This window comes from Streptomyces sp. NPDC104814, assembly GCF_055583185.1.
In genome coordinates this window covers 1,042,674-1,063,078 of the sequence record NZ_JBVJOL010000001.1, presented here as the reverse complement: position 1 = coordinate 1,063,078, position 20,405 = coordinate 1,042,674, and the positions used below count along the sequence as shown (strand labels likewise).

The window sequence follows — 20,405 nt, the reverse complement described above, 5'->3', positions numbered from 1 at the left end:
GGCGAATGGCCCACGGCGGACCGGGCTGGTTCTGACTCACGTGGCGACCCCCCACTACGGAACATCCGGACGTCATGGCCCGGTCAGTTGAGCACTTTACAAAAATTCCCTGTAACGCACACACATCCGTTACACACTTGAGTCCGAGTGTCTGCTGCCGAGCCACCCCAGGAGGAACGCCACCGGTACGGAGATCAGGCCGGGGGTGCGGAACGGGTACCAGTTGAGGTCCGCGCCCGGCAGCAACGCGTACGCGGATCCCGACACGGTGGGAGAGAACAGCGTGAGGACGGTGCACAGCATCAACCCCCCGCAGCACCACAGCAGTCCTCGGCAGTTGAACCCCTTCCAGAAGAACGAGTAGACGAGCGTCGGGGCCACGCAGCGGTGGGCGGCCGCGGACAGCGTCAGGGCCAGGGCTCCCAGGACGACAACGGTCAGGCGCAGGACCCGCACCGGCCGGGTGTGGCGGCCGAGCGCTCGTCGCGCGCGAAGACGTCGTGCGTGAGACCGACGGCGGCCGCGAAGATCACGCTCGTCACGGTCGGTCCGGTCAGAACCGTCCGGCCACAGGTGCCGCGCCTCGACGGGCGTTGCGCCGGCTTCCGTTGATCAGATCGTTGAAACGGTCGACCGCCCAGAGGGTGCGCAGTCCCAGCGGGCTCATCATCATCGGGCGAGGGAACTTCGGTTCCTTCCTCCACAGTTCCTCGAGGTCCTCGTGCCGCTCGCCGTCGACGATGTGGTCGGCGATGAGGGTCCCGACATAGGGTGCCTGCGCCAGCCCGTGGCCGTTGCAGGCGATCGAGTAGAAGACGTTGTCCTCGATCTGCCCGGCCAGCGGCAGCCAGGACGAGGTGATGGCGATCCATCCTCCCCACGCACGCTCGATCGCGATGTCGGACAGGGCCGGAAACCGCGTCGCGAAGGCTTCGGCGAGTTCTTCGACGAGCTTCGGATCCGGTGTCTTCTCGGGGAGGGGGTACGTCGTGCCCCGCTCGAGCCGTCGGACGCCGCACACGATGGTGTTGCGCGGCGTGAGCCGGTAGTTCTCCATGATGGCGTGCTGGGTGACCAGTCCCGACCGACTGGTCCACCCCAGTGCGGCCAGCCGGGCGGGCTCGATGGGTTCGGTCTCCACCTCGATGACGTAGATGGGCACGGAGAGCCGGGGAGGGGTGATCTCCCACTCGCCGGCGTAAGCGTTGGTCGCCAGGACCACGTTGTTCGCCCGCACCTGGCCCCGCGCCGTGGTGAGGACCACATGGTCGCCGTCGCGCGTGACGTCGGTGACCTTCGTCTGCTCGAAGACGCGCGCGGACGTGCCGAGCAGTGCGCGGCGCAATCCCAGGGTGAACTTGCCGGGGTTCATCAGTCCCCCGACCAGCTCACGCATCCCGCCGAGGAATCCGCGCGGGATTCCGAGCTCTTCGCTCGTACCCAGCTCCACCTGGCAGCCTGCGCGCTTCAGGATCTTGGTCACACGGCGCACCCGGCCCATCTGTCCACGCGACACCGCCGCGAAGCAGTTGCCCGTCGGTTCGTAGTCGCAGTCGATGCCGTGCGTCTTGATGAGGTCTTCCACGTGGTGCGCGGCGTGCTCCGCGAGGCGGATCATGCCGGGCATCCTCTTGCGGTAGAGCAGATCGAGGAGTTGGAGGTCTCCGCCCGGAGCACCCGCCAGTTGCCCCGCGTTGCGGGAGCTGGCGCCGTGTCCGCAGAACTCGGCCTCCAGGAGCACCACTTGCTGACCGCGTTCGGCAAGTCGCAGCGCCGTCGACATGCCTCCGATGCCGCCGCCGACCACCGCGACCTCACAGGTGAGGTCGCCGGTCAGGGCCGGCTGGATGTCTGCCGGCGGATCGACCCAGCCGGTGAAGGTGGTGTACTCCACGTTGTCGGTCTTCATCGATGGTTCCTTCCGAGCGTGCTCTGGTCCCTGGTGTGGCGCTCAGGCCCGAGCAACGCTCTGTTCGTGCGGAGCCGGCTCCGCACCCGTGGCCACGTTGTGGTCGTGCAGTGCGCGGTACGAGCGGAAGTACACGAAGAGCTGGGTCCCCCACGTGGCGAGAGCGAGGGTGTAGAAGATGGTGCGGTACTCGTCGTCTCCCGAGATCGGGAAGAAGTCGTAGGTGATGGCGATGGCGGTCCCCGCAGCGGTGGCGAGCGCCGTGGCGATGGCCGGGCCCTTGGCGCGGATCTTCCACAGCCGCCGCACGAAGCAGGCGAGGAACAGGGTCGTGAGCGCGTTGACGATGACGTAGAACGTCGCCGGGCCGACGTGCAGCTCATGGCCGCGGAACTGCTGGAGGTACAGCCCGGCGGCGATGGCGAGAGCGAACGCGCCGATGTCGGCCGCCAGGGTCGGCTTGTACCGGTGCGTGACGCGCATCAGGCCCAGGACCAGGATCAGGGTGATGCCCACCGATCTGGAGAAGGCGTCGAAGAAATACGCGATGTTGTACAGGAAGCTGCCCGGGTCGCCTCCGAGGAGGGACCAGAGGAGGAAGTTCGAGCCGGACGTGGCGACGATCATCCATTCCAGGCCGAGCAGGTAGTTGCCGTACCGTCGGATGAACTTCCATCCGAAGACGAAGCCGGCGAAGATCATCCAGAGATCGGCCAGCATGAAGAGCAGTTCCTTCATGGTTCTCGCTCCTTTGAGGTGGGGCCCGATGTGCTGGTGAGTGGCCCGGCGGTCAGCCGGCCGTGTGCTGTTCGAGCACGGCCCTGAAGCCACCCTTGTGCCGCAGTCGCGACAGCGCGGTCGCGAGGATGACCAGCGCCGGGAAGATGAGTGAGACGTAGTAGGCCGTGGTGTACGCCTGGGCGCTCGGCATGTGAGCGCCGTCGAGGAGGTAGTCCGACGCCTTGAGGTTCACGAGTGAGGGGCTCAGCTGTCCGGCCGTCAGGCCGGCGACGTCCGTCGAGTGGTACACGAATCCGGAGGCGTTCAGCAGGATCGTGACGACCGCGGCACCGATCGCGATGCCGATGGCCATGACCGTGCCGGGCATTCCGGCCGCCATGCCCGCCTTCTCCTCCGGGACGACGAACTGCGGTATGGCGAAGGCGGCGCTGTAACCGGCCCGGCTTCCCAGGCCGATGACGCCCGAGGCGACGACGTACTCCCACGGCCGGTCGTGAGCAACGGCCAGAAACAGCAGCCCGGCCGCACAGACCGCGGCGCCGCCGGTCAGGATGGCGCCGGGGCGACCGCGCGCGATGAGCCTCTCCGAGTACTTGCCGCTGATGAACATCGTCAGCGCGAACGGCAGCATGATCAGGCTCGTCTTCAGCGGGTCGTAGGACAGGCCGTACTCCGCGAACCTCGTCGACCAGCCCGTCACTCCGCCGTCGGCCGAGACGGGCAGGCCGTTCGGGGTCTGGACGTAGTAGTTGGCCAGCACCAGGAACGCGGCGTCGATACAGCCGAAGAGCCCGGCCGACAGGCAGGCCGTGGTGACGTAGGGCGTGCGCAGCACCCCGATGTCGAACACCGGCTTCGTGGAACGGCGTTCCGCGAAGACCCAGGCGATGGCCGCGGCCACGCCGACGAGGAGGATCACCGCGCTGTTCTCGCCGATGGCGCTGTCCGGCGGCGCGCTGAGGGGCAGCAGGACGAGCGCCACCCAGCCGATCAGCCACATCGTGTTCACGACGCCCAGGCGGCCCTTGGACTGCGGCGGAGAGTTCGGCACGACCACCAGCAGGGCGGCGGTGGTGAGGGCGAAGAGCGCGGCCAGGATGTAGTAGAAGGGTGCGATCGACAGGCTCGGCAGCGAGCCGTCCGCGTTGAGGTGGGTGGGCAGTGGCCAGATCCGCACGGAGATGCCGCCGCCCACCATGCCCAGCACCACACCGCTTCCGGTGGCCATGATGAGGACCATGACCGCCGTCGACACGCCGTTGCCGGGCAAGTGCCGGCGCAGGAAGCTCAGCGGCAGCAGCTGGGCGGCGTTGCCGAAGCCGAGGAGCGCCGATCCGATCACCAGGGCGAGGTAGTTGTCGACGATCGCCGCGATCAGTGCGCCTCCCACGAGGAAACCACCGGCGAGCAACGCCATCGCACGCTCACTGAGCATGTCGGTCAGCCGTGGGATCAGCACGAATCCGGCGCCGCCGCCGAGCGTCAGCGCGCTGAAGATCCAGGTCGCGGCGCTCACCGAGTTGTGCGCGTAACTGGAGGTCATCACGGGCAGGAGCGGCGGCACCATGAACGCCACAGCGTTCGTCACGGTGGCCAGCAGGGCGGCGACAGCGATCAGTGCCTTCTTGTCCGCCGCGACCCGGGCCGGAGCCTGCGCGTCGGTCCGGCCGAGAATTCCTTGGGCGTCCATGGTCTTGGCCGGCTTTCTCAGGAGTGGCCGGGCAGCCCGGCGCCGATGGTTGTGTAGTCGTCGCGGCTCAGCAGGTCCTTGGGGTCGGACATCTGCCCATCGACCTCGACCCAGCCGACGTAGTGCTCCGAGGACCAGTCGAGTGCTCGCTGGATCTCCTCGGGGAACGACCGGAACTGCTCGAGCGTGTAGGTGAGGAAGTGGTTCTCCTCGGGGCGCAGGAACGCGAGGTCGTAGCCCGTCGACAGGCCGAAGCGGTACTCGTCCGAGGTGATGTTGCGGCCACCGCCGTGGTAGGTGGAGCCGATCCAGATGAGCGCCGAGCCGGCCTTCATCTGCGTCGGGACCGCCTCCTCGAGTCGCGGGGCGCGCTCGTCGTCCCACAGGTGCGAACCGGGAATCACGAGGGTGCCGCCGTTGTCGGCGGTGAAGTCGCTGACCGCCACCATGATCTGCACGCGGGCCTCGCGGCCGTAGGCGGGGTGGCGCCACAGCCAGACCGAGTCATCGCGGTGGAGCGGCTGCGAGCCCTGCCCCGGGCCGATCTTGATGGCCATCGTCGCCCCGATGTGCATCCCGGCGGGGAAGGGCACCGACTCCTCACCCATGTGGACATGGATCGGCTTGCTGAGGATGCGCTCGGCGACGCCTCGGAACAACGGGTTCAGGGCGATCGTCGCCATGTGCTCGGTCCGCGCGAACAAGCCGCACGCACGCTTGGTACTGTTGCCGGCGAACACCTCGTCGCGGCCCGTGTCGACCCCGTCCAGCACGGGGTCCAGGTCCTTCTTGATGCCTTCGATCGTGGTCTCGTCGAAGAGTCCTTCGATGATCACGCCACCGTCGCGCATGATCACCTCGACCGCGGCGTCCGCGGCGACGTCGGGAGTGAGACGCGCGAGTTCGTTCTTCGTCATGACAGGGGTCCGTTCTGGGAGGAAGGGGGGGTGGGGCCGCACCGGAGAGGGGGCAGGTCCTGTGATCGGGCTCATACGCTAGAGCAAACTTAGTCACCCGTTCAAGACGTATGACTAAGAAAGTCTCGGCCTGAGAGAGAGGTGACTGTTAAGCTGGGTCTTGACTTAATCAGGCGTCCGACTGTGTGGGGCGCCTCTCAACGGGAGGGTTACGTGGCACGCCGGATCTCCGCCGCCCAGCGGCGCAGCGACTTCATCAACGCCGCCGTGGAAGTCATCGCGACCCACGGCATCGAGGGCGCGACAACCCGACGGATTGCCGAGCAGGCCCAGGCGAACCTGGCGATGCTGCACTACTGCTACGACTCCAAGGAGGACCTCTTCGCCGATGTCTACGACTTCGTGGCCGGCAAGTTCCGCGAGGTGATCAAGGCCAGTGACCCGCACGCGGAGTTGATGGACACCTCTCGCCAACTCCTGCGTGGGGTCATGGAGTTCTATCTGGATTCGGCCAGCTTCACCGCGGCCACCCTGGAACTCATCAGCTGGGCGGGGCGTCAGCACGGTGGCCGCGGTATCGCGGTGTACGACCAGGCTCTGGAAACGGTGCGGACAGTACTGCGGGGCGCCGCCTCCGACCGGCCGGTCGAAGAGGAGACCATCAACCAGATCGCGTATGTCATCGCCACCCTGGCCGACGGCTTCGCCCTGAACTGGTTCACCTACGGGGACCGCGCCGCGGCCATGGAGCAGATGGACGTCTCGGTGTCCGTACTCGACAGCTGGCTCGCGGCTCGCCTCGGATCCGCGCCCGCGGCTCTGTGAGGACGGTGTCGTCTCACAACGGCAGGTCCGGCGAGTCGACGCCGACCACCCGGTCGCCGCAGAAGACACGCACCGACTCAGCCGGTCCGTGGCCGCCGATGCCCGCCGGGCCCCAGAAGCTCTGCGCCGACTCCTCACCGAGGTCGGCGAGCTTGGCGCCGTTCACGCGCACCTCACCGGCAATGACGCGGGAGCCGACGTCGATCGCCCGGTCGGTGTCGGCCCCGAACACGTAGGCATCGAGGCCCGAGGGATTCGCGTTGGCGAAGCGCAGGGCCTCCTCGTCGGAGTCCACGGCGTGCAGGGATGCGACCGGACCGAACAGCTCGGCGGTGGCCCGATCGGGGTCGGCGCCGGCGGCGACCGTCGGCGACAGGAAGAAACCGTCGAGCTCGGGCAGCCGGGCGGGCCGGTGGATGCTCGCCCCGAGGTCCCGCAGCCCCTCGATCCTGCTCTGCAGGGTCCGGAAGTGCGGCTCGTTGGAGATCGGCCCGATCTCGGTGTCCTCGGCGAGCGAGTGACCCACGACGAGCTTGGAGATCCGCTCGGTCAACGCCTCCAGAAGAGGATCGACCAGGCTGCGGTGAGCGAGGATCTTGCCCGGTCCCTCACACCACTGGCCGTTGAGCTTGGTCATGCCGTCGAGGATGCCGTCGGCGGCGACGTCGAGGTCGGCGTCGTCCAGGACCAGCACCGGATTGTTGCCGCCGAGCTCCAGCTGCAGGACCTTGAAGTCCTCGGCGGCGGCCCGCGCGATGGCCCGGCCGGCACCCGGTCCGCCGGTGAACGAGACGACCTTGACGCGCGCGTCGGCGGTCAGCTTGGCGCCGATGTCGCCGCCGCCGTGCACCAGTTGGAGCGCACCGCTCGGCAGGCCCGCCTCGACGAAGCACTCGACGATGATCTGCGCGCTGCCGGGCGCGTGCTCCGAGGGCTTGAGGATGACCGGGCAGCCCGCCGCGATCGCGCTGGAGATCTTGGCCGCGGGAATGAAGCTCGGACCGTTCCACGGCGTGAGGATCGCGGCCGGCCCCCACGGCACCTTGTAGAGGCGCACGTCGCGGCCGCCGGCCGCCAGCGCGGTGACACGCGGAATGTTCACCAGGTCCGACGCCGACGCCCGGATCCTCGCGGGCAGGAACGCCGCGACCTTGCGTGTGACACCGATGGGCGCACCGCTGGTCAGGGAGTCCGTGCGGGCGATGTCCTCGGCGCGGGTCTCGAGGATCGCGGCGACCCGCTCCAGCATGTCGGCGCGCTCACGCCGGGCGTCCTCGTCCCAGCGGCCGATGTCGTACACACGTTCCGCGTGCCGTAGCGCCCGTTCGAGATCGTCGGGTGCCGTGGTGACGAAGCGGTGGACGGGCTCGCGCGTGTTGGGGTCGACGTTCCAGGCGTCGTCGACCGTCTTGCACTCGCTCCACTCGTCGGCGATGTAGTTCACCGGCTGGGGGATCGAGATCTCGTTGCTCGCCATGGAACTCACCTCTGCGTTCACTCGTCGGTCAGTACTGGAGGTCGACGACGATGCGGGTCACGTCACCGGACTTCATCGCCTCGAAGCCCTCGTTGATCTCGCCGAAGGGGATGACCCGCGTCACCATCTCGTCGAGCAGCAGGCGTCCTTGCTGGTACAGGCGCGCGAGCTGGAGGATGTCCTGCCGCGCCTGGCCCGAGCCCATGTAGGAGCCGATGAGCCGCTTCTCCTCGAAGAAGAAGTCCGACGCCGGGAGAGAGAGTTCGGTGCCTCCGGGCGCGATCCCGACCAGGCACGCGGTACCCGTCGGGCGCAGGAGCGCCACAGCCGTCGCCGCGGTACGGGCCGAGCCGACCGCCTCGAAGGAGTAGTCCACTCCGTCGCCCAACTGGCGGTGCAGTTCCGCGACCACGTCGCCGGCCGCGCCGTTGACGACGTGGGTGGCGCCGTAGCCGCGTGCGGCCTTGAGCCGTGCCTCGTCCAGGTCGATCGCGACGATCGCCGACGCTCCGGCGAGCCTGGCCCCCTGGATGATGGCCGATCCGACGCCACCGCAGCCGATGACCGCCACCGTGCTGCCGGGCCTCACGCGGGCGCCGCGGAAGACGGCCCCGACACCGGTGACGACACAGCAGGCCAGCAGGCACCCGACGTGCAGCGGTACGTCGTCGGGGAGCCGCACCAGGGCGTTCTCCCGCATGAGGACGTGCCGGGAGAACGCCCCGATGTCGCCCAGCCGTTCGATCGGCCGGCCGTCCGTGGTGCGGAACGCGGGCCGCGGACGGCGGCGTATCTCCTCGACCCGTCGGCACTGGGTCGAGCGTCCCGCCTCACAGTTGGCGCACAGGCCGCAGGAGGGAGTCAGCGCGCCGACCACGCGGTCCCCGGGACGCAGGCCGGACACCTGTGCCCCGACCGCCTCGACCACGCCCGCCACCTCGTGCCCGACCACGACCGGCAGGCCGGTCGGAACCGTCCCCGTCATGTAGTGCAGGTCGCTGTGGCACAGCCCCACGTTCGTGACCGCGACCCGCACCTCGTGCGGCTCCGGGTCGTCGACCCGGATGACGGTCAGTTCGAGCGGCTCGTTGACCGCGGTGAGCACCGCGGCCTGGGTGTCGATCATGTCGACGTCCCCTCTGTCGGTTCCTGTGGCATGGGTGTGTTGAAGGTGAGGGCGAGGACGGGGCGGGGCTTACGCGCCGGTGCCCCGGGCGGACCAGAAGCCCTTGATCCCCGCACTGAGGACTCCGCTCTCCCACGACTTCCGCGCGGCGAGGTCCTCACGGGCGAAGGCCGCTTCGATCTCCTCCGCCCGGGGGCGCAGGAGAGCCAGGTGGAGGGCCGTCGTGTTGCCCTTGGGCGTCCACTCGATGACGGTGTCGACGGCCCGGCCGATCAGCGCGTCGGGCTCGACGATCTCGTCCAGGAGCCCGATCCGCAGCGCCTCCTCGGCTGCGATGCGGGGCGATCCGAGCACCATGCGCATCGCATGGCTCCCGACGAGGCGCCCGAGCAGCACGCTGGACGCGTTGGAGATCGTGATGCCCCGGCTGTTCTCCGGCTGGTAGTACTCCGTCGCCCGGGTTCCGATCCGGGCGTCGCAGCACAGGGTGATCTCCGAGGCGCCCCCGACGGCGAGTCCGTTGACCGCCGCGACCACGGGCACCCGCGTCTGCAGGATGGCCCGGGTGATGTCGTGGAAGCTCGCGAACGCCTCCTGGAACTCGGCGTCCGTGGACGGCGCGCTTTGCAGGTCCTCCCCCGCGGAGAAGGCACGCCCCTCGCCGGTGAGCACGATCCCGCGCACGCCGTCGCCGGTCCCGAACTCGCGGATGACCGTGGCCAGCCGCAGCCGGGTGGCCACGTCCATGGCGTTGAGCTTCTCGGGACGCCGGAGCGTGAGGACCGCGACGCCCCGCATGACGTCGACGTCGAGGTGGCCGCCGCCGGATGCGGCGGGTGTCACCGTCCTGTTCCGTCGTGCGCCGAGGTCGTAGGTCACGCCGGGCTGCTCCGCGGCGCGCGCCTTGAGAGCCGGCTTGGAGATGCGTTCGGACGGCGTCCGGGGGAAGTCGGCCACGAACTCCACATAGCGCGGCACCTTGAAGCGGGCGAGTTCCTTGCCGGCCCGCTCGACGATCGCCTCGGCCGTCGTACGACTGGCCGGCACACCGGCCGCCAGCTGGACGAAGGCCTTGACCTCCTCACCGAGGGTGTCGTCGGGTTCGGCGACGACCGCGGCCGCGACCACCACGTCGTCCCGCTCCAGGGCGGCCTCGACCTCGACGCTGGCGACGTTCTCGCCACCGCGGCGCACCATGTCCTTGATCCGGCCGACCAGTTGGATGCCCCGGTCGGGCCGGCGGACGACGACGTCACCGGTGTGGAGCCACACTCCACCGGCGGCTCCGTCCTCATGGCCGGGGTGACCCCCCTCGCGCAGGACCCGGGCCGTGTCCTCGGGGCGGTTCCAGTAGCCGCTCATCATGGGCTTGCCCGAGACGACCAGCTCACCGGGTTCGCCGTCCGGCACCTCGTTGCCGTCGGGGCCGATCACGCGGACCTGCTTGGTCGGCACCGGCTGCCCCAGGCTGCCACTGCCGACGGCGTCGACGTCGGCGAGCGGGATGAACAGGTCGACGCCGGACTCGGTCATCCCGTAGATCTCCCGCCACGGCGCGCCCCAGCGCTCCTCCAGCTGCGCGTGCAGGGAGACGGGAATGCCCGAACAGAGAACCTGGCGTACGCAGTTGTCGCGGTCCTCGGGCGTGCGCGGCTGCTTGAACAACAGCGTGGGCATCGATCCGAGGACGTAGAAGAAGGTCGCGCGGTGCCGGCGGACGTCGGCCATGAAGGTCGACGCGGAGAACCGGGGCAGCACGACCAGCGGGGCGCCGATCGTGAGGGCGAGCGCCGTGTTCCACTGCGGGTCCATGTAGGAGAAGGGCTGCGCGGTCAGGAGCACGTCCTCGGTGCCGAGTCCGGTCGCCGCCGCGCAGATCCAGCCCAGCCGGACCCAGTAGTCGTGGGTGAGCATGCACGCCTTGGGGAAACCGGTCGTGCCGGAGGTGTACTGCAGGTTCGCGAGCGTCCCGGCCTCGACCGGCACCGAAGGCGGCGTCGGCGGGAAGGGCTTGGACCCGTCGTTGGCGACGTCGACGACACGGACGTCGGCGAGCCCGTCCTCGGTCGCCAGGACGTCGGCGATCAGCCCGGCCCGTTCGGAGTCGGTGAAGACGACACGTGCGCCCGAGTCCCGGAGGACGAAGGCGAGGTCGCCCCGCCGGTAGGAGGAGTTGACCGGGACGGCGACCGCTCCGGCCTTGAGGGCGGCGAGCCACACGACCGGCCAGTGCAGGACGTTCGGGAGCATGATCGCCACACGGTCGCCCGGCTGTACGCCGTCGGCCTCGATCAGCCGGTGTGCCAGCCTGGAGGTCCATGCGTCGACGGCGGCGAAGGTCCACGACCGGTCGCCGAAGCGCAGGAACTCCCGCCGCGGTGCGTCCTGTGCACGCCGTGCCAGCAACCCCGTCAGGGTCGGGACGGTGGGGTCCTCGCCGAGCTGCTCGGGCTTCACCACCGGCTCGGGACGCGCCCGGGTGCGACCGGCTTGCTCGACTGCCAGGTTCTGAGTCATCGCACGCTCCTGTGCGTCTGTTCACCGCGGTGGGCCGCGAGCAGCTCCGCCGCGGCCTGGACGATCCACGTCATCGTCGGGTCCGCGCTCTTCATCCACTCCGGATGCCACTGGACCCCCAGCACCGGAGCACCGGGCAGCTCCACCGACTCGACCACGCCGTCGCTCGTCCGTCCGGTCACCACCAGGCCGGTACCGCAGCGGTCGACGGCCTGGTGGTGCCAGGAGTTGGTCAGCGCGTGCTCGCCGAACAGGCCGGCGGCGATCGAGCCCTGCTCGAAGACCACGAGGTGATCAGCGGTGCCGTCGGTCGGTGCGGCCTCGGCGGACAGGTGGCTCACGGAGCCGGGCGGGAGATCGGTGATCAGCGTGCCGCCGAGGGCGACGTTGAGCACCTGCAGCCCGCGGCACACCCCCAGCACGGGAATCCCCCGCTCCAGCGCGGCACGGACCAGCCCGATCTCGTACTCGTCCCGGGCCACGTCGTGGACCATCGGATTGGTCCGCGGATCGATGTCGCGGACCACTGCCGTGTCGCCGCCCCAGCACGCCGGATGGACGTCCTGTCCGCCGGTGATCACGACACCGGACAGCCACTGGCAGATGTCCGTCGCGTCGGTGTCGTACGACAGATGCACCGGAAGTCCGCCGGCCTCGGCGATCCGGCTTGCGAAGTCCGACATGTAGCTGTCGGTGCAGCGGTCGCCGTAGCGCTCGTCGGCTCCCTCGATCAGTTGGAGCCGGTACCGCCGCCCGGTGATGCCGATCAGCGGGCGCACGGTCACGGCCTCTTCGGACGCTCTCACGGCAGTTCGAAGTAGCGGACCGACTCCCACTCCGAGAGTTCGGCGAACGGGTCGCCGCCGGCGGTGTGGAACTGCATCCACTCCCACTTGCGCGACGCGATCCAGCAGTCGACGAACTCGGAGCCGAGGAGATCGCGCAGGATCAGGTCGGCCTCCAGGGCGGCAGCGGCCTTTGTGATGGTGTCCGGGATCCGCTCGATGCCCAGGCCCGGCGGCATGCACCACGCCATGTCGGTGACCGGCTCGGGCGGCTCGATCTTCCGCTCGACACCGGCGATGACACCGGCCAGCACGCCCGCGAGCGCGAGGTAGAGGTTCGCGTCCGCGCCCGGGAGGCGGTACTCCAGGCGGGAGTACTTGGGGTGCCCGCAGACGGCGCGCACCGCGGCGGTCTTGTTGCTGATGCCCCAGCTGATCGTGACCGGCGGCCCACTGAGGTCGACCAGCCGCCGGTAGGACGTGATCTGCGGCAGCACGATCGACGTGTTGCCCTCCATCGTCTCCAGCAGCCCGCCGATGGCGTGCAGCATCGTGTCCGACGGCCCGTTCTCGGCGTAGAACGCGTTGGCGCCGTCGCGCTGCAGGGACAGGTTGATGTGCGACGCCTGGCCGTAACCGGCGGTGGGCTTGGCCATGAAGGTGACGCTGTGCCCGCGCTCGAACGCGACCTCGCGCATGATCTGGCGGGTCCGCGCCCAGGCGTCACCGACCTTGATCGGGTCGCCCGGTGCGAGGTTGAGCTCGATCTGACCGGCGGCGTCCTCGTCGCTCCACGCCTCCCACTCGATGCCGACCTCGTCGAGGCGGTCGGCCACGGCGTTCATGTAGTCGATCCAGTCCTTGGACTTGGCCAGGTGGTACGCCGTACCCGCGCTGCCGCCGAGGGGGGTCAGGTCGCGGTACCCGCGGGCGCGGGCCTCCTGGATCGACTCCTGGAAGACGGTCGCCTCGATCTCGACCGCGACGATCGCGGTGAATCCGTGCGTCGCCAGACGCTCGACCATCTTCCGCACGAGGTTGCGCGGACAGATCGGGACCGGCGTGCCGTCCTTGAGCCAGTAATCGCCGATGACCGAGTCGAGGCCCGGCTTCCACTCGACCAGGGTCGACATGTCGGGACGCAGATAGACGTCGTCGAGGTGACCGCGCCAGGCGGGGTAGGCGGCACCGAGCGCGGGAAGGTTGCCGAGGTCGAGGCCGAACAGGAGGTCCGCGAAGGGGAAACCGGCGTCCTTGCCTGCGGCGAACTTCTTGGGCGAGACGTTCTTGCCGAGGAAGCAACCCTCGTGGTTCGTCGCCTCGAGCCGGACGGCCCGCGTGCCGGAGGTGCGGAACGGCGCGCTCGTGGCGGTGGTGCCGAGCGGCGCGCTCGTGGCGGTGGTGCTGAGCTCAGACATCGAAACGGACCTTCCAGGAGGCGCCGGTCATCACCGACAGCTGGGACAAGGTGCCCTGGATGCCCAGGGCGCCCGAGGACAGGACGGCGAAGAGGTCGTCGGCTCCGGAGAACACGCCGGCGAGCGTCTCGGGAGCCCCGGCGATCAGGTACTGCGTGGTGCCCTCGCCGAGCACGGCCTGCTCCAGGCCCTCGGGCCCTTCGGTGACCGCGATCAGCACGTCGGGGATGCCCGGCAGGGAACGGGTCGCGTCCCAGAAGTGCTGAGCGGCTTCCCGCCACCCGGGCAGCGGCGGGTTGAGCGCCCGCAGGACGCCTTCGGCCAGGTCTGCGTCACCGGCAGGGTCGGCCGTCGCAGCGAAGCGCGCGTTGAGGTCGACGGTGACGGCGGCGTCCGGCTCGATCAGTACGCCGCTGGAGACGTCGATGCCGTGCTCGCCGAAGGTGATCGTCGCGGCCTGGGGCGTGTCGTGGGAGCGAACGGCCACGGTGCCGGTCGACCGGGTCAGGGTGTCGGCGGCATGCCCGGTGCGGGCCGAGTCACGCAGCGTGCGGCCGATCAGCCGCACGAGCGGACTGGCATCGTCCTCGATCCTGACGTCGGTCTCCGCGGCACCCGCGGAGGCCGACGCGGGAGCCGTCATGGTTCCGGTCATCCTTCGGTCCTTTCGACTTTCAAGAGCCAGGTGACGCGTGCGGTCGCCGCACGGCCCGAACAGATACGGGATTTCTTAGTCACATGACTCGGTCGGATGACTAGGATGGTGGGGCACGGTTCACACCGTGTCAACACCTCTTTCATCTCGCTGGAAGGCCCACGCACATGACCGAGCACGTCCCGCCCAGCTGGGAACGCCTCGACGCAGCCGCGCTGCCCGTCGCCCTGGCGATCACCGAGGCCCTGAAGACACCCGTCCGTGAGCTGGGCGCCAGGGCGGCCCGCGAGCTCCTGGCGAGCGCACCCCCGGACCAGCCGCTGACACCCCTCGACCGGGTCGACACGGTGACCGTCCCGACCCGTTCCGGAGAACTCCGGGCGCGCCTGTACCGCCCGGCGGGCTCGCCGGACACCGGACCGCGGCCGGCGCTGCTGTATCTCCACGGCGGTGGGTTCGTCCTCGGAACCCTCGACGGAGTGGACGAGGTCTGCCGAGCCATCGCCGCTCGCTCCGGGTGGGCGGTGCTCTCCCCGGAGTACCGGCTCGCCCCGGAGCACCCCTATCCGGCGGCCCTGGAGGACTCGCTCGACACTCTGGCCTGGCTGCGCGAGTCAGCCCTGGATGCGGGCATCGACCCGGACGTGATCGCCGTCGGCGGCGACTCCGCGGGCGGCAACCTGGCCGCCGCGCTCTGCCTCCACCTGCGAGATCACGGACTTCCGCTCCCGGTGTCGCAGGTCCTCGCCTACCCCGCGGTCGACGACCGGTTCGCCACGCCGTCCTGGACCCGGTTCGCCGACGCGCCCCTGCTGACCGCGGCCGACGCGCGCTGGCTCTGGGAGCAGTACATCGGCGCCGGCCGCGCCGACCAGTACGCGGCGCCCATGAAGGCGACGTCCCTGCGCGGGCTGCCGCCGGCGCTGGTCCTCACCGCCGAGGTCGACCCGCTGCGCGACGACGCCGAGGCGTACGCCGAACGACTGCGGCACGACGGCGTACCCACGACCGCCGTTCGCCACTCGGGCGTGTTCCACGGCTTCTTCACCGAGGTCGGTGTCTTCCCCCAGACCGACGCGGCGATCGACGACGTGGTGCGGCATCTGCGAGGCGCGACCGCCGCCCGCGCCGCATCCGCTTCCTGACCGCCGCCGGGCATTGACGAGGTCACGGTCCGTAGCTACATTCTTGGTCATTCGACCTAGACACATGACTAGGTCCGTGCCGTCCGCCGGCCCCCTGGACCACGAGAAGGCAGAGACCATGACCGACACCCCCTCCACCGCCCCGGCCGTCGACATCCTGTGCGTCGGCGCCGGGTTCTCCGGCCTGTACGCCGCCTACAAGGCGGCCGAACAGGGCTGGACGTTCGCCGGGTTCGAGACCGCCCCCGATGTCGGCGGCACCTGGTTCTGGAACACGTATCCCGGCGCCCGATGTGACGTCGAGAGCGTCTACTACTCGTACTCGTTCAGCGAGGAACTCCAGCAGGAGTGGACCTGGAGTGAGCGCTTCGCCCCGCAGGCGGAGATCCTGAGCTACATCAACCACGTCGCCGACCGCTTCGACCTTCGCCGGCACTTCCGGTTCAACTCCAAGGTGGTCGCGGCCCATTGGCTTCCGGACGAGCACCTGTGGGAGCTGACCCTCGACTCCGGCGACACCCGCCGTGGCCGCTACCTCCTGGCCGGCTCGGGCGGGCTGTCGACGCCGAAGGACTTCGACGTGCCCGGCCTGGAGAACTTCGCCGGGCTCACGGTGTCGACGAGCCGCTGGACGATCTCGCTCGACGACCTCGCCGGCAAGCGGGTCGCCGTCATCGGCACGGGATCGTCGGGCGTGCAGTGCATCCCGCTCATCGCCCAGGTGGCCGAGCACCTGACCGTGTTCCAGCGGACCCCCAACTACGTCTTCCCCGCCCGCAACGCTCCGCTGCCCGAGGAGACGGTCTCCGAGATCAAGAGCAAGTACCCCGCCATCCGCGAGGAGTGCCGGCAGTCCCCCGGCGGAATCCCGGACCGCCCCGTGACCGACTGCGCCTTCGACGTGTCCGACGAGGAACGTCAGGAGCGCTACGAACGCGCCTATGAGCGCAGCGGGTTCCTCGGTGTCGGCGCGGAGTTCGCCGACCTCCTCACCAATCCGGAGGCCAATGAGACCGCGGCGGAGTTCGTGCGTCAGAAGATCCGTCAGATCGTCCACGATCCGCGGACCGCGTCGCTGCTGGAGCCCCGGTTCCACCCGCTGGGCGCCAAACGCAGCTGCTTCGGAACCGACTTCTACGAGACGTTCAACCGTCCGAACGTCTCGCTCGTCTCACTGCGTGACGAGCCGATCGCGACCATGACCTCCGGCAGCATCATCACCGAGGGCGGCTCCTACGACGTCGACGCCATCGTTCTCGCGATCGGTTTCGACGCCTTCACCGGACCCCTGTACGCGCTCAACGTGACAACGCCTGAGGCAGGCCGGCTCCAGGACGCGTGGAGCGACGGCGTGCGCACCTACCTCGGCGTCATGACCGCCGGATTCCCCAACTTCTTCATGATCGGCGGTCCCCAGAGCCCCGCGCTCGCGAGCAACGTCGTCGTGACGATCGAGCAGGCGGTCGACTGGATCGCCGACCTGATCGCCCATGTCAAGGAAGAGGGCGCCGACGTCGTCGAAGCCACCCCCGAGGCACAGGACGACTGGGTGACCATCACCGAGGCGACGGTCAGCCAGACGCTGTACGCGACCACCGACTCCTGGTACCGCGGCTCCAACGTGACCGGCAAGCCGACCACCTTCATGGGCTATGTCGGCGGCGTCGGCAAGTACCGCCGCATGTGCACCGAGATCGCCAAGCGCGGCTACCCCGGAGTGAAGATCGGCGGAGAGGCGGTTGCCCGCCGCATCGGCCGCATCGACGAGGAGATCGCGTGAAGGTCGTGCACCAGCGGTACGTCGCCTACTCCGACGCCCACTACGCGGGCAACCTCGTCGACGGCGCGTTCAGCCTGAAGCTGTTCGGGGACGCCGGTACGCACCTGGCGATCGCCGTCGACGGCCACGAGAGTCTGTTCGCCGGATACTCCTCGGTCGAGTTCCTCGCTCCGGTCCGCGGCGGGGACGTCATCGAGGTCGAGGCGCGCCTCGCGGCCAGAGGCAGACGGAGCCGGACGATCGAGTTCGAACTGCGCGTCATCTGCCGGTCCTTGGACGAGACCGGCCGGGCGGAGGTACTGGCCGAACCCATCGTCGCCACGCGCGCCCGGGGGACGGGTGTCGTCCCCGCCGACGCAACCAGGAACGTGAGGTGAGGACGCCATGAGCACATCCGGCGACGTACGCGAAGAGGCGTGCGAGATCGTCGTGATCGGCGCCGGCATGGCCGGGTTGATGGCGGTGACCACCCTGTCCGATCGGGACGTCGTCGTCCTCGAAGCCACCGGCCGGGCCGGAGGACGCGTCGAGTCGGTGCGTCAGGGCGACTACTGGATCAACCTCGGAACCCAGTTCACCGAGGGAACCGGCACCTTGATCGAAGCCCTCGAACGCCACCGGATCCCCATGGGGACACTGGCCGGCAAGAAGGTGGCCCTCGCGCTCAACGGAAAGCAGGTCGACACCTCGAATCCGTTCGGCCTGATGTTCCGGTCCCGGATGAGGTTCATGGACCGGGTCGGAGTCGCGGCCGTCGGAGCTCGCATCGTCGCGGCCGTACCGTTCCTGGCGATGAACCCCGACAACGCCCTGGCGAAGCGGGTCCGGGCGGCACTCGACGCCCGCCCCGCGTCGTACGTGCTGCGCGGCATCCACTCCGACGTGGCGCGGGACATGGTCCGGTCCTGGTCCGGGCAGTGGATGGGATGCGAGCCGGAGGAGACAGCGGCCACCCAGTTCGTGATCTCGATGGGGATTCTCCTGACGGACCCGGCGAAGGTTCCCAACTTCTCGCTGCCGGCGGGAGGAAACCAGACCCTCACCGACATCCTGGCCGCCGACCTCGGCGACCGGCTGTGGCTCAAGTCGCCGGTGACGTCGGTGCAGTGGACCGAGGACGGCGTCGTCGTGGACTACGAGGACGACAGCGGACCGGCGCGGATACGCGCCCGCCGTGCCATCGTGGCCGTTCCCGGAGACGTGGCTGTGAAGATCATGCCCGGCCTCCCTCCCGGGTACCGGGCGGCGTTCGACGACATCCGCTACGGCCGGTACGTGGTGGTGGGCTACTTCACCCATGAGGAAGGCCCGCAGCGGTGGGACGACCACATCGCCGTGTCGACGCCGCAGCTGTCGTTCCAGGCGATGTTCAACCATGCCGCGGCGCAGCGCGGTCCCGGCCCGCGAAAGCCGGGCGGCGCGCTGGCCTGCTTCGCGGGCGGCGCGGTGGCCGACCGCCTGTTCGAGCTCACCGACGAGGAGATCGTCACCCGGTTCACCGCGGACCTCCTGTCGCTCTACCCCGAGCTCGAGGGCAAGCTCGGCGAGGGGATCGTCCGGCGTCACCACCGGGTCGTGCCGTTCTGGGCACCTGGCGGACGTGCCTCGCTGCCCACGCTGCGCCGGCACTTCGGCCCCGTCCACCTGGCCGGCGACTACCAGCTCGACATGCCCTCACTCGCCGACGCGGCCACGTCGGGCGAGCGGGCCGCGCAGCAGGTTCTGGCGAGCCTGACCCGCCCAGCCCCTCAGGCGGACCGGCTCCACCACCCACCGACACCGAGAGAACGCCCATGCTGAACCTGTCAGTCCTGCTCGAGGACTCCGCCCGCTCGTTCCCCGACCGTGACGCGTTGGTCCTCGGGCCCACTCGGCTCACCTACGCCGAGGTGGACGCCGCGGCCAACCAGGTCGCGAACCTGTTGGTCGCGCGCGGTATCGGACGGGGCGACAAGGTGGCTCTGAGCTGCCCGAACCTGCCGTACTTCCCGATCGTCTACTACGGGATCCTCAAGGCCGGCGCGGTCGTCGTACCCCTCAACGTGCTGCTCAAGTCCCGCGAGGTCGCCTACCACCTGGCCGACGCGGACGTGAAGGCGTACTTCTGCTTCGAGGGCACGCCCGAGCTGCCGATGGCGGCGGCGGGCCACGCCGGTTTCCAGCAGGTCGACGGCGTCGAGCACTTCTTCGTCATCACCTCCGACCCGGCTGCCGTGAGCCCGATCGCCGGCATCGAGACCCTGGGCCGGGCCGTCGCCGGGATGAGCCCTGTCTTCGAGTCCGCGGTGACGGAGCCCGGCGACACCGCGGTCATCCTGTACACCTCCGGCACCACCGGGCAGCCCAAGGGGGCCGAGCTGTCCCACGCGAACACGATGATGAACGTGATCGCCAACAACCGGCTGTTCCAGAACGAGCCGGCCACCGACAGTCATGTCGTCTGCCTCCCGCTGTTCCACACCTTCGGCGCCACCGTGCAGATGCACGCCGGCTTCTCGATGGCGGCGACGCTGCACCTGGTCCCCCGGTTCGACGCCGGCGCGGTGCTCGAACTGATGAACAGGGAGACCATCACCTTCTTCGCCGGCGTGCCGACCATGTGGTGGGGTCTGCTGAACGCGCTCACCGACGCCGTCGACGTACGCCGCATTGCGGACAACCTCCGCATCGGCATATCGGGCGGCGCCGCCCTGCCGGTGGAGATCCTCCACCAGATCAAGCAGCACTTCGGCGTCAGTGTCGTCGAGGGATACGGGCTCTCCGAGACCTCTCCGGTGGCCACGTTCGGCGACCGCGCGCTCCCGCCCCGTCCGGGCTCGATCGGCACCCCGATCTGGGGTGTCCGACTCAAACTCATCGCGCCCGACTGGACCGAGGTGACCGAGGCCGGCGAGGTCGGTGAGATCGCCATCAAGGGCCACAACGTCATGAAGGGCTATTACAACCGTCCCGCGGCCACAGCCGAGGTGATCCGCGACGGCTGGTTCCGCACCGGCGACCTGGCCCGTAAGGACAAGGACGGCTTCTATTACATCGTCGACCGGTCCAAGGACCTCATCATCCGGGGCGGCTTCAACGTCTACCCACGTGAGGTCGAGGAGGTTCTGATAGCCCACCCGGACGTCAGCCTGGCCGCCGTCGTGGGCGTACCGCACGACAGCCACGGCGAGGAGATCAAGGCCTTCGTCATCCTCCGGCCCGGCGCCTCTCTCACCCCCGGCGAGCTCGTCGCCTGGGGCAAGGAGCAGATGGCGTCCTACAAATACCCGCGCGTCGTCGAGTTCGTGCCGAGCCTGCCGATGACGGCCACCGGAAAGATCCTCAAGCGCGAACTGGCCTGAGCCCGCCGAACGCATCGACTCCCTCGGCTCCGCCGGCCAACTCCCCGGTCGCCGGATTCATCGTCACCCTCGCTCGGAC

17 protein-coding genes are annotated in these 20,405 nt (G+C 69.3%); 6 read left to right on the top strand and 11 right to left on the bottom strand.

Features of this window, described 5'->3' with window-relative positions:
- Nucleotides 1–129: 129 nt before the first annotated feature.
- The 5 genes from ACZ64A_RS04480 to ACZ64A_RS04460 form a co-directional block, all read right to left on the bottom strand.
- Nucleotides 130–456: a hypothetical protein gene (locus tag ACZ64A_RS04480; protein ID WP_469808148.1), complete on the bottom strand. Its 327-nt coding sequence runs from the start codon at nucleotides 454–456 to the stop codon at nucleotides 130–132.
- A 97-nt stretch (nucleotides 457–553) separates the two neighbouring features.
- A complete protein-coding gene (locus ACZ64A_RS04475) occupies nucleotides 554–1,909 on the bottom strand; it encodes an NAD(P)/FAD-dependent oxidoreductase (protein ID WP_469808147.1) in 1,356 nt (451 codons plus the stop codon).
- 42 nt (nucleotides 1,910–1,951) lie between these two features.
- Complete coding sequence (locus tag ACZ64A_RS04470) at nucleotides 1,952–2,647, bottom strand: transporter (RefSeq protein WP_469808146.1); 696 nt, start codon at nucleotides 2,645–2,647, stop codon at nucleotides 1,952–1,954.
- A gap of 52 nt (nucleotides 2,648–2,699) precedes the next feature.
- Nucleotides 2,700–4,340 carry an MFS transporter gene (locus ACZ64A_RS04465; RefSeq protein WP_469808144.1) on the bottom strand — a complete coding sequence of 547 codons (1,641 nt, stop codon included), beginning with the start codon at nucleotides 4,338–4,340 and terminating at the stop codon, nucleotides 2,700–2,702.
- Between the two features lie 17 nt (nucleotides 4,341–4,357).
- On the bottom strand, nucleotides 4,358–5,257 hold the full coding sequence (locus tag ACZ64A_RS04460) for a phytanoyl-CoA dioxygenase family protein (protein WP_469808143.1): 900 nt from the start codon (nucleotides 5,255–5,257) through the stop codon (nucleotides 4,358–4,360).
- A gap of 213 nt (nucleotides 5,258–5,470) precedes the next feature.
- Here ACZ64A_RS04460 and ACZ64A_RS04455 point away from each other — a divergent pair, with 213 nt between their 5' ends.
- A complete protein-coding gene (locus ACZ64A_RS04455) occupies nucleotides 5,471–6,082 on the top strand; it encodes a TetR/AcrR family transcriptional regulator (RefSeq protein WP_469808142.1) in 612 nt (203 codons plus the stop codon).
- Nucleotides 6,083–6,095: 13 nt separating this feature from the next.
- On the opposite strand, the gene ACZ64A_RS04450 is transcribed toward ACZ64A_RS04455, so the two are convergent.
- From ACZ64A_RS04450 to ACZ64A_RS04425, 6 genes are all read right to left on the bottom strand, one after another.
- Nucleotides 6,096–7,559 (bottom strand): aldehyde dehydrogenase family protein, encoded by a 1,464-nt coding sequence (locus ACZ64A_RS04450; RefSeq protein WP_469808140.1) that lies wholly within the window; start codon nucleotides 7,557–7,559, stop codon nucleotides 6,096–6,098.
- Nucleotides 7,560–7,587: 28 nt separating this feature from the next.
- Nucleotides 7,588–8,685, bottom strand: coding sequence for a Zn-dependent alcohol dehydrogenase (locus tag ACZ64A_RS04445; protein ID WP_469808139.1), 1,098 nt, complete (start codon nucleotides 8,683–8,685; stop codon nucleotides 7,588–7,590).
- 69 nt (nucleotides 8,686–8,754) lie between these two features.
- Nucleotides 8,755–11,202 carry an AMP-binding protein gene (locus ACZ64A_RS04440; RefSeq protein WP_469808138.1) on the bottom strand — a complete coding sequence of 816 codons (2,448 nt, stop codon included), beginning with the start codon at nucleotides 11,200–11,202 and terminating at the stop codon, nucleotides 8,755–8,757.
- Nucleotides 11,199–12,008 (bottom strand): gamma-glutamyl-gamma-aminobutyrate hydrolase family protein, encoded by an 810-nt coding sequence (locus ACZ64A_RS04435; protein ID WP_469808137.1) that lies wholly within the window; start codon nucleotides 12,006–12,008, stop codon nucleotides 11,199–11,201. Before ACZ64A_RS04435 ends, ACZ64A_RS04440 begins: the two co-directional genes overlap by 4 nt.
- Nucleotides 12,005–13,405: a glutamine synthetase family protein gene (locus ACZ64A_RS04430; RefSeq protein WP_469808136.1), complete on the bottom strand. Its 1,401-nt coding sequence runs from the start codon at nucleotides 13,403–13,405 to the stop codon at nucleotides 12,005–12,007. The genes ACZ64A_RS04435 and ACZ64A_RS04430 overlap by 4 nt, the downstream gene beginning before the upstream one ends.
- Nucleotides 13,398–14,060, bottom strand: a complete 663-nt coding sequence (locus ACZ64A_RS04425; RefSeq protein ID WP_469808135.1) for a hypothetical protein — start codon at nucleotides 14,058–14,060, stop codon at nucleotides 13,398–13,400. The genes ACZ64A_RS04430 and ACZ64A_RS04425 overlap by 8 nt, the downstream gene beginning before the upstream one ends.
- 167 nt (nucleotides 14,061–14,227) lie before the next feature.
- On the opposite strand from ACZ64A_RS04425, the gene ACZ64A_RS04420 reads away from it, so the two are divergent.
- The 5 genes from ACZ64A_RS04420 to ACZ64A_RS04400 all read left to right on the top strand — a co-directional run bounded on the left by ACZ64A_RS04420 (nucleotide 14,228) and on the right by ACZ64A_RS04400 (nucleotide 20,326).
- A complete protein-coding gene (locus ACZ64A_RS04420; RefSeq protein ID WP_469808134.1) occupies nucleotides 14,228–15,205 on the top strand; it encodes an alpha/beta hydrolase in 978 nt (325 codons plus the stop codon).
- 118 nt (nucleotides 15,206–15,323) lie between these two features.
- Entirely contained in the window at nucleotides 15,324–16,985 is a 1,662-nt protein-coding gene (locus ACZ64A_RS04415) for a flavin-containing monooxygenase (protein ID WP_469808133.1), read from the top strand.
- Nucleotides 16,982–17,362 carry a hotdog domain-containing protein gene (locus ACZ64A_RS04410; RefSeq protein ID WP_469808131.1) on the top strand — a complete coding sequence of 127 codons (381 nt, stop codon included), beginning with the start codon at nucleotides 16,982–16,984 and terminating at the stop codon, nucleotides 17,360–17,362. The genes ACZ64A_RS04415 and ACZ64A_RS04410 overlap by 4 nt, the downstream gene beginning before the upstream one ends.
- A 7-nt stretch (nucleotides 17,363–17,369) precedes the next feature.
- Entirely contained in the window at nucleotides 17,370–18,785 is a 1,416-nt protein-coding gene (locus ACZ64A_RS04405; RefSeq protein ID WP_469808130.1) for a flavin monoamine oxidase family protein, read from the top strand.
- The gene (locus ACZ64A_RS04400; RefSeq protein ID WP_469808129.1) at nucleotides 18,779–20,326 is read left to right on the top strand and encodes a long-chain-fatty-acid--CoA ligase; all 1,548 of its coding nucleotides are present in this window, start codon (nucleotides 18,779–18,781) and stop codon (nucleotides 20,324–20,326) included. The genes ACZ64A_RS04405 and ACZ64A_RS04400 overlap by 7 nt, the downstream gene beginning before the upstream one ends.
- Nucleotides 20,327–20,405: the final 79 nt, after the last annotated feature.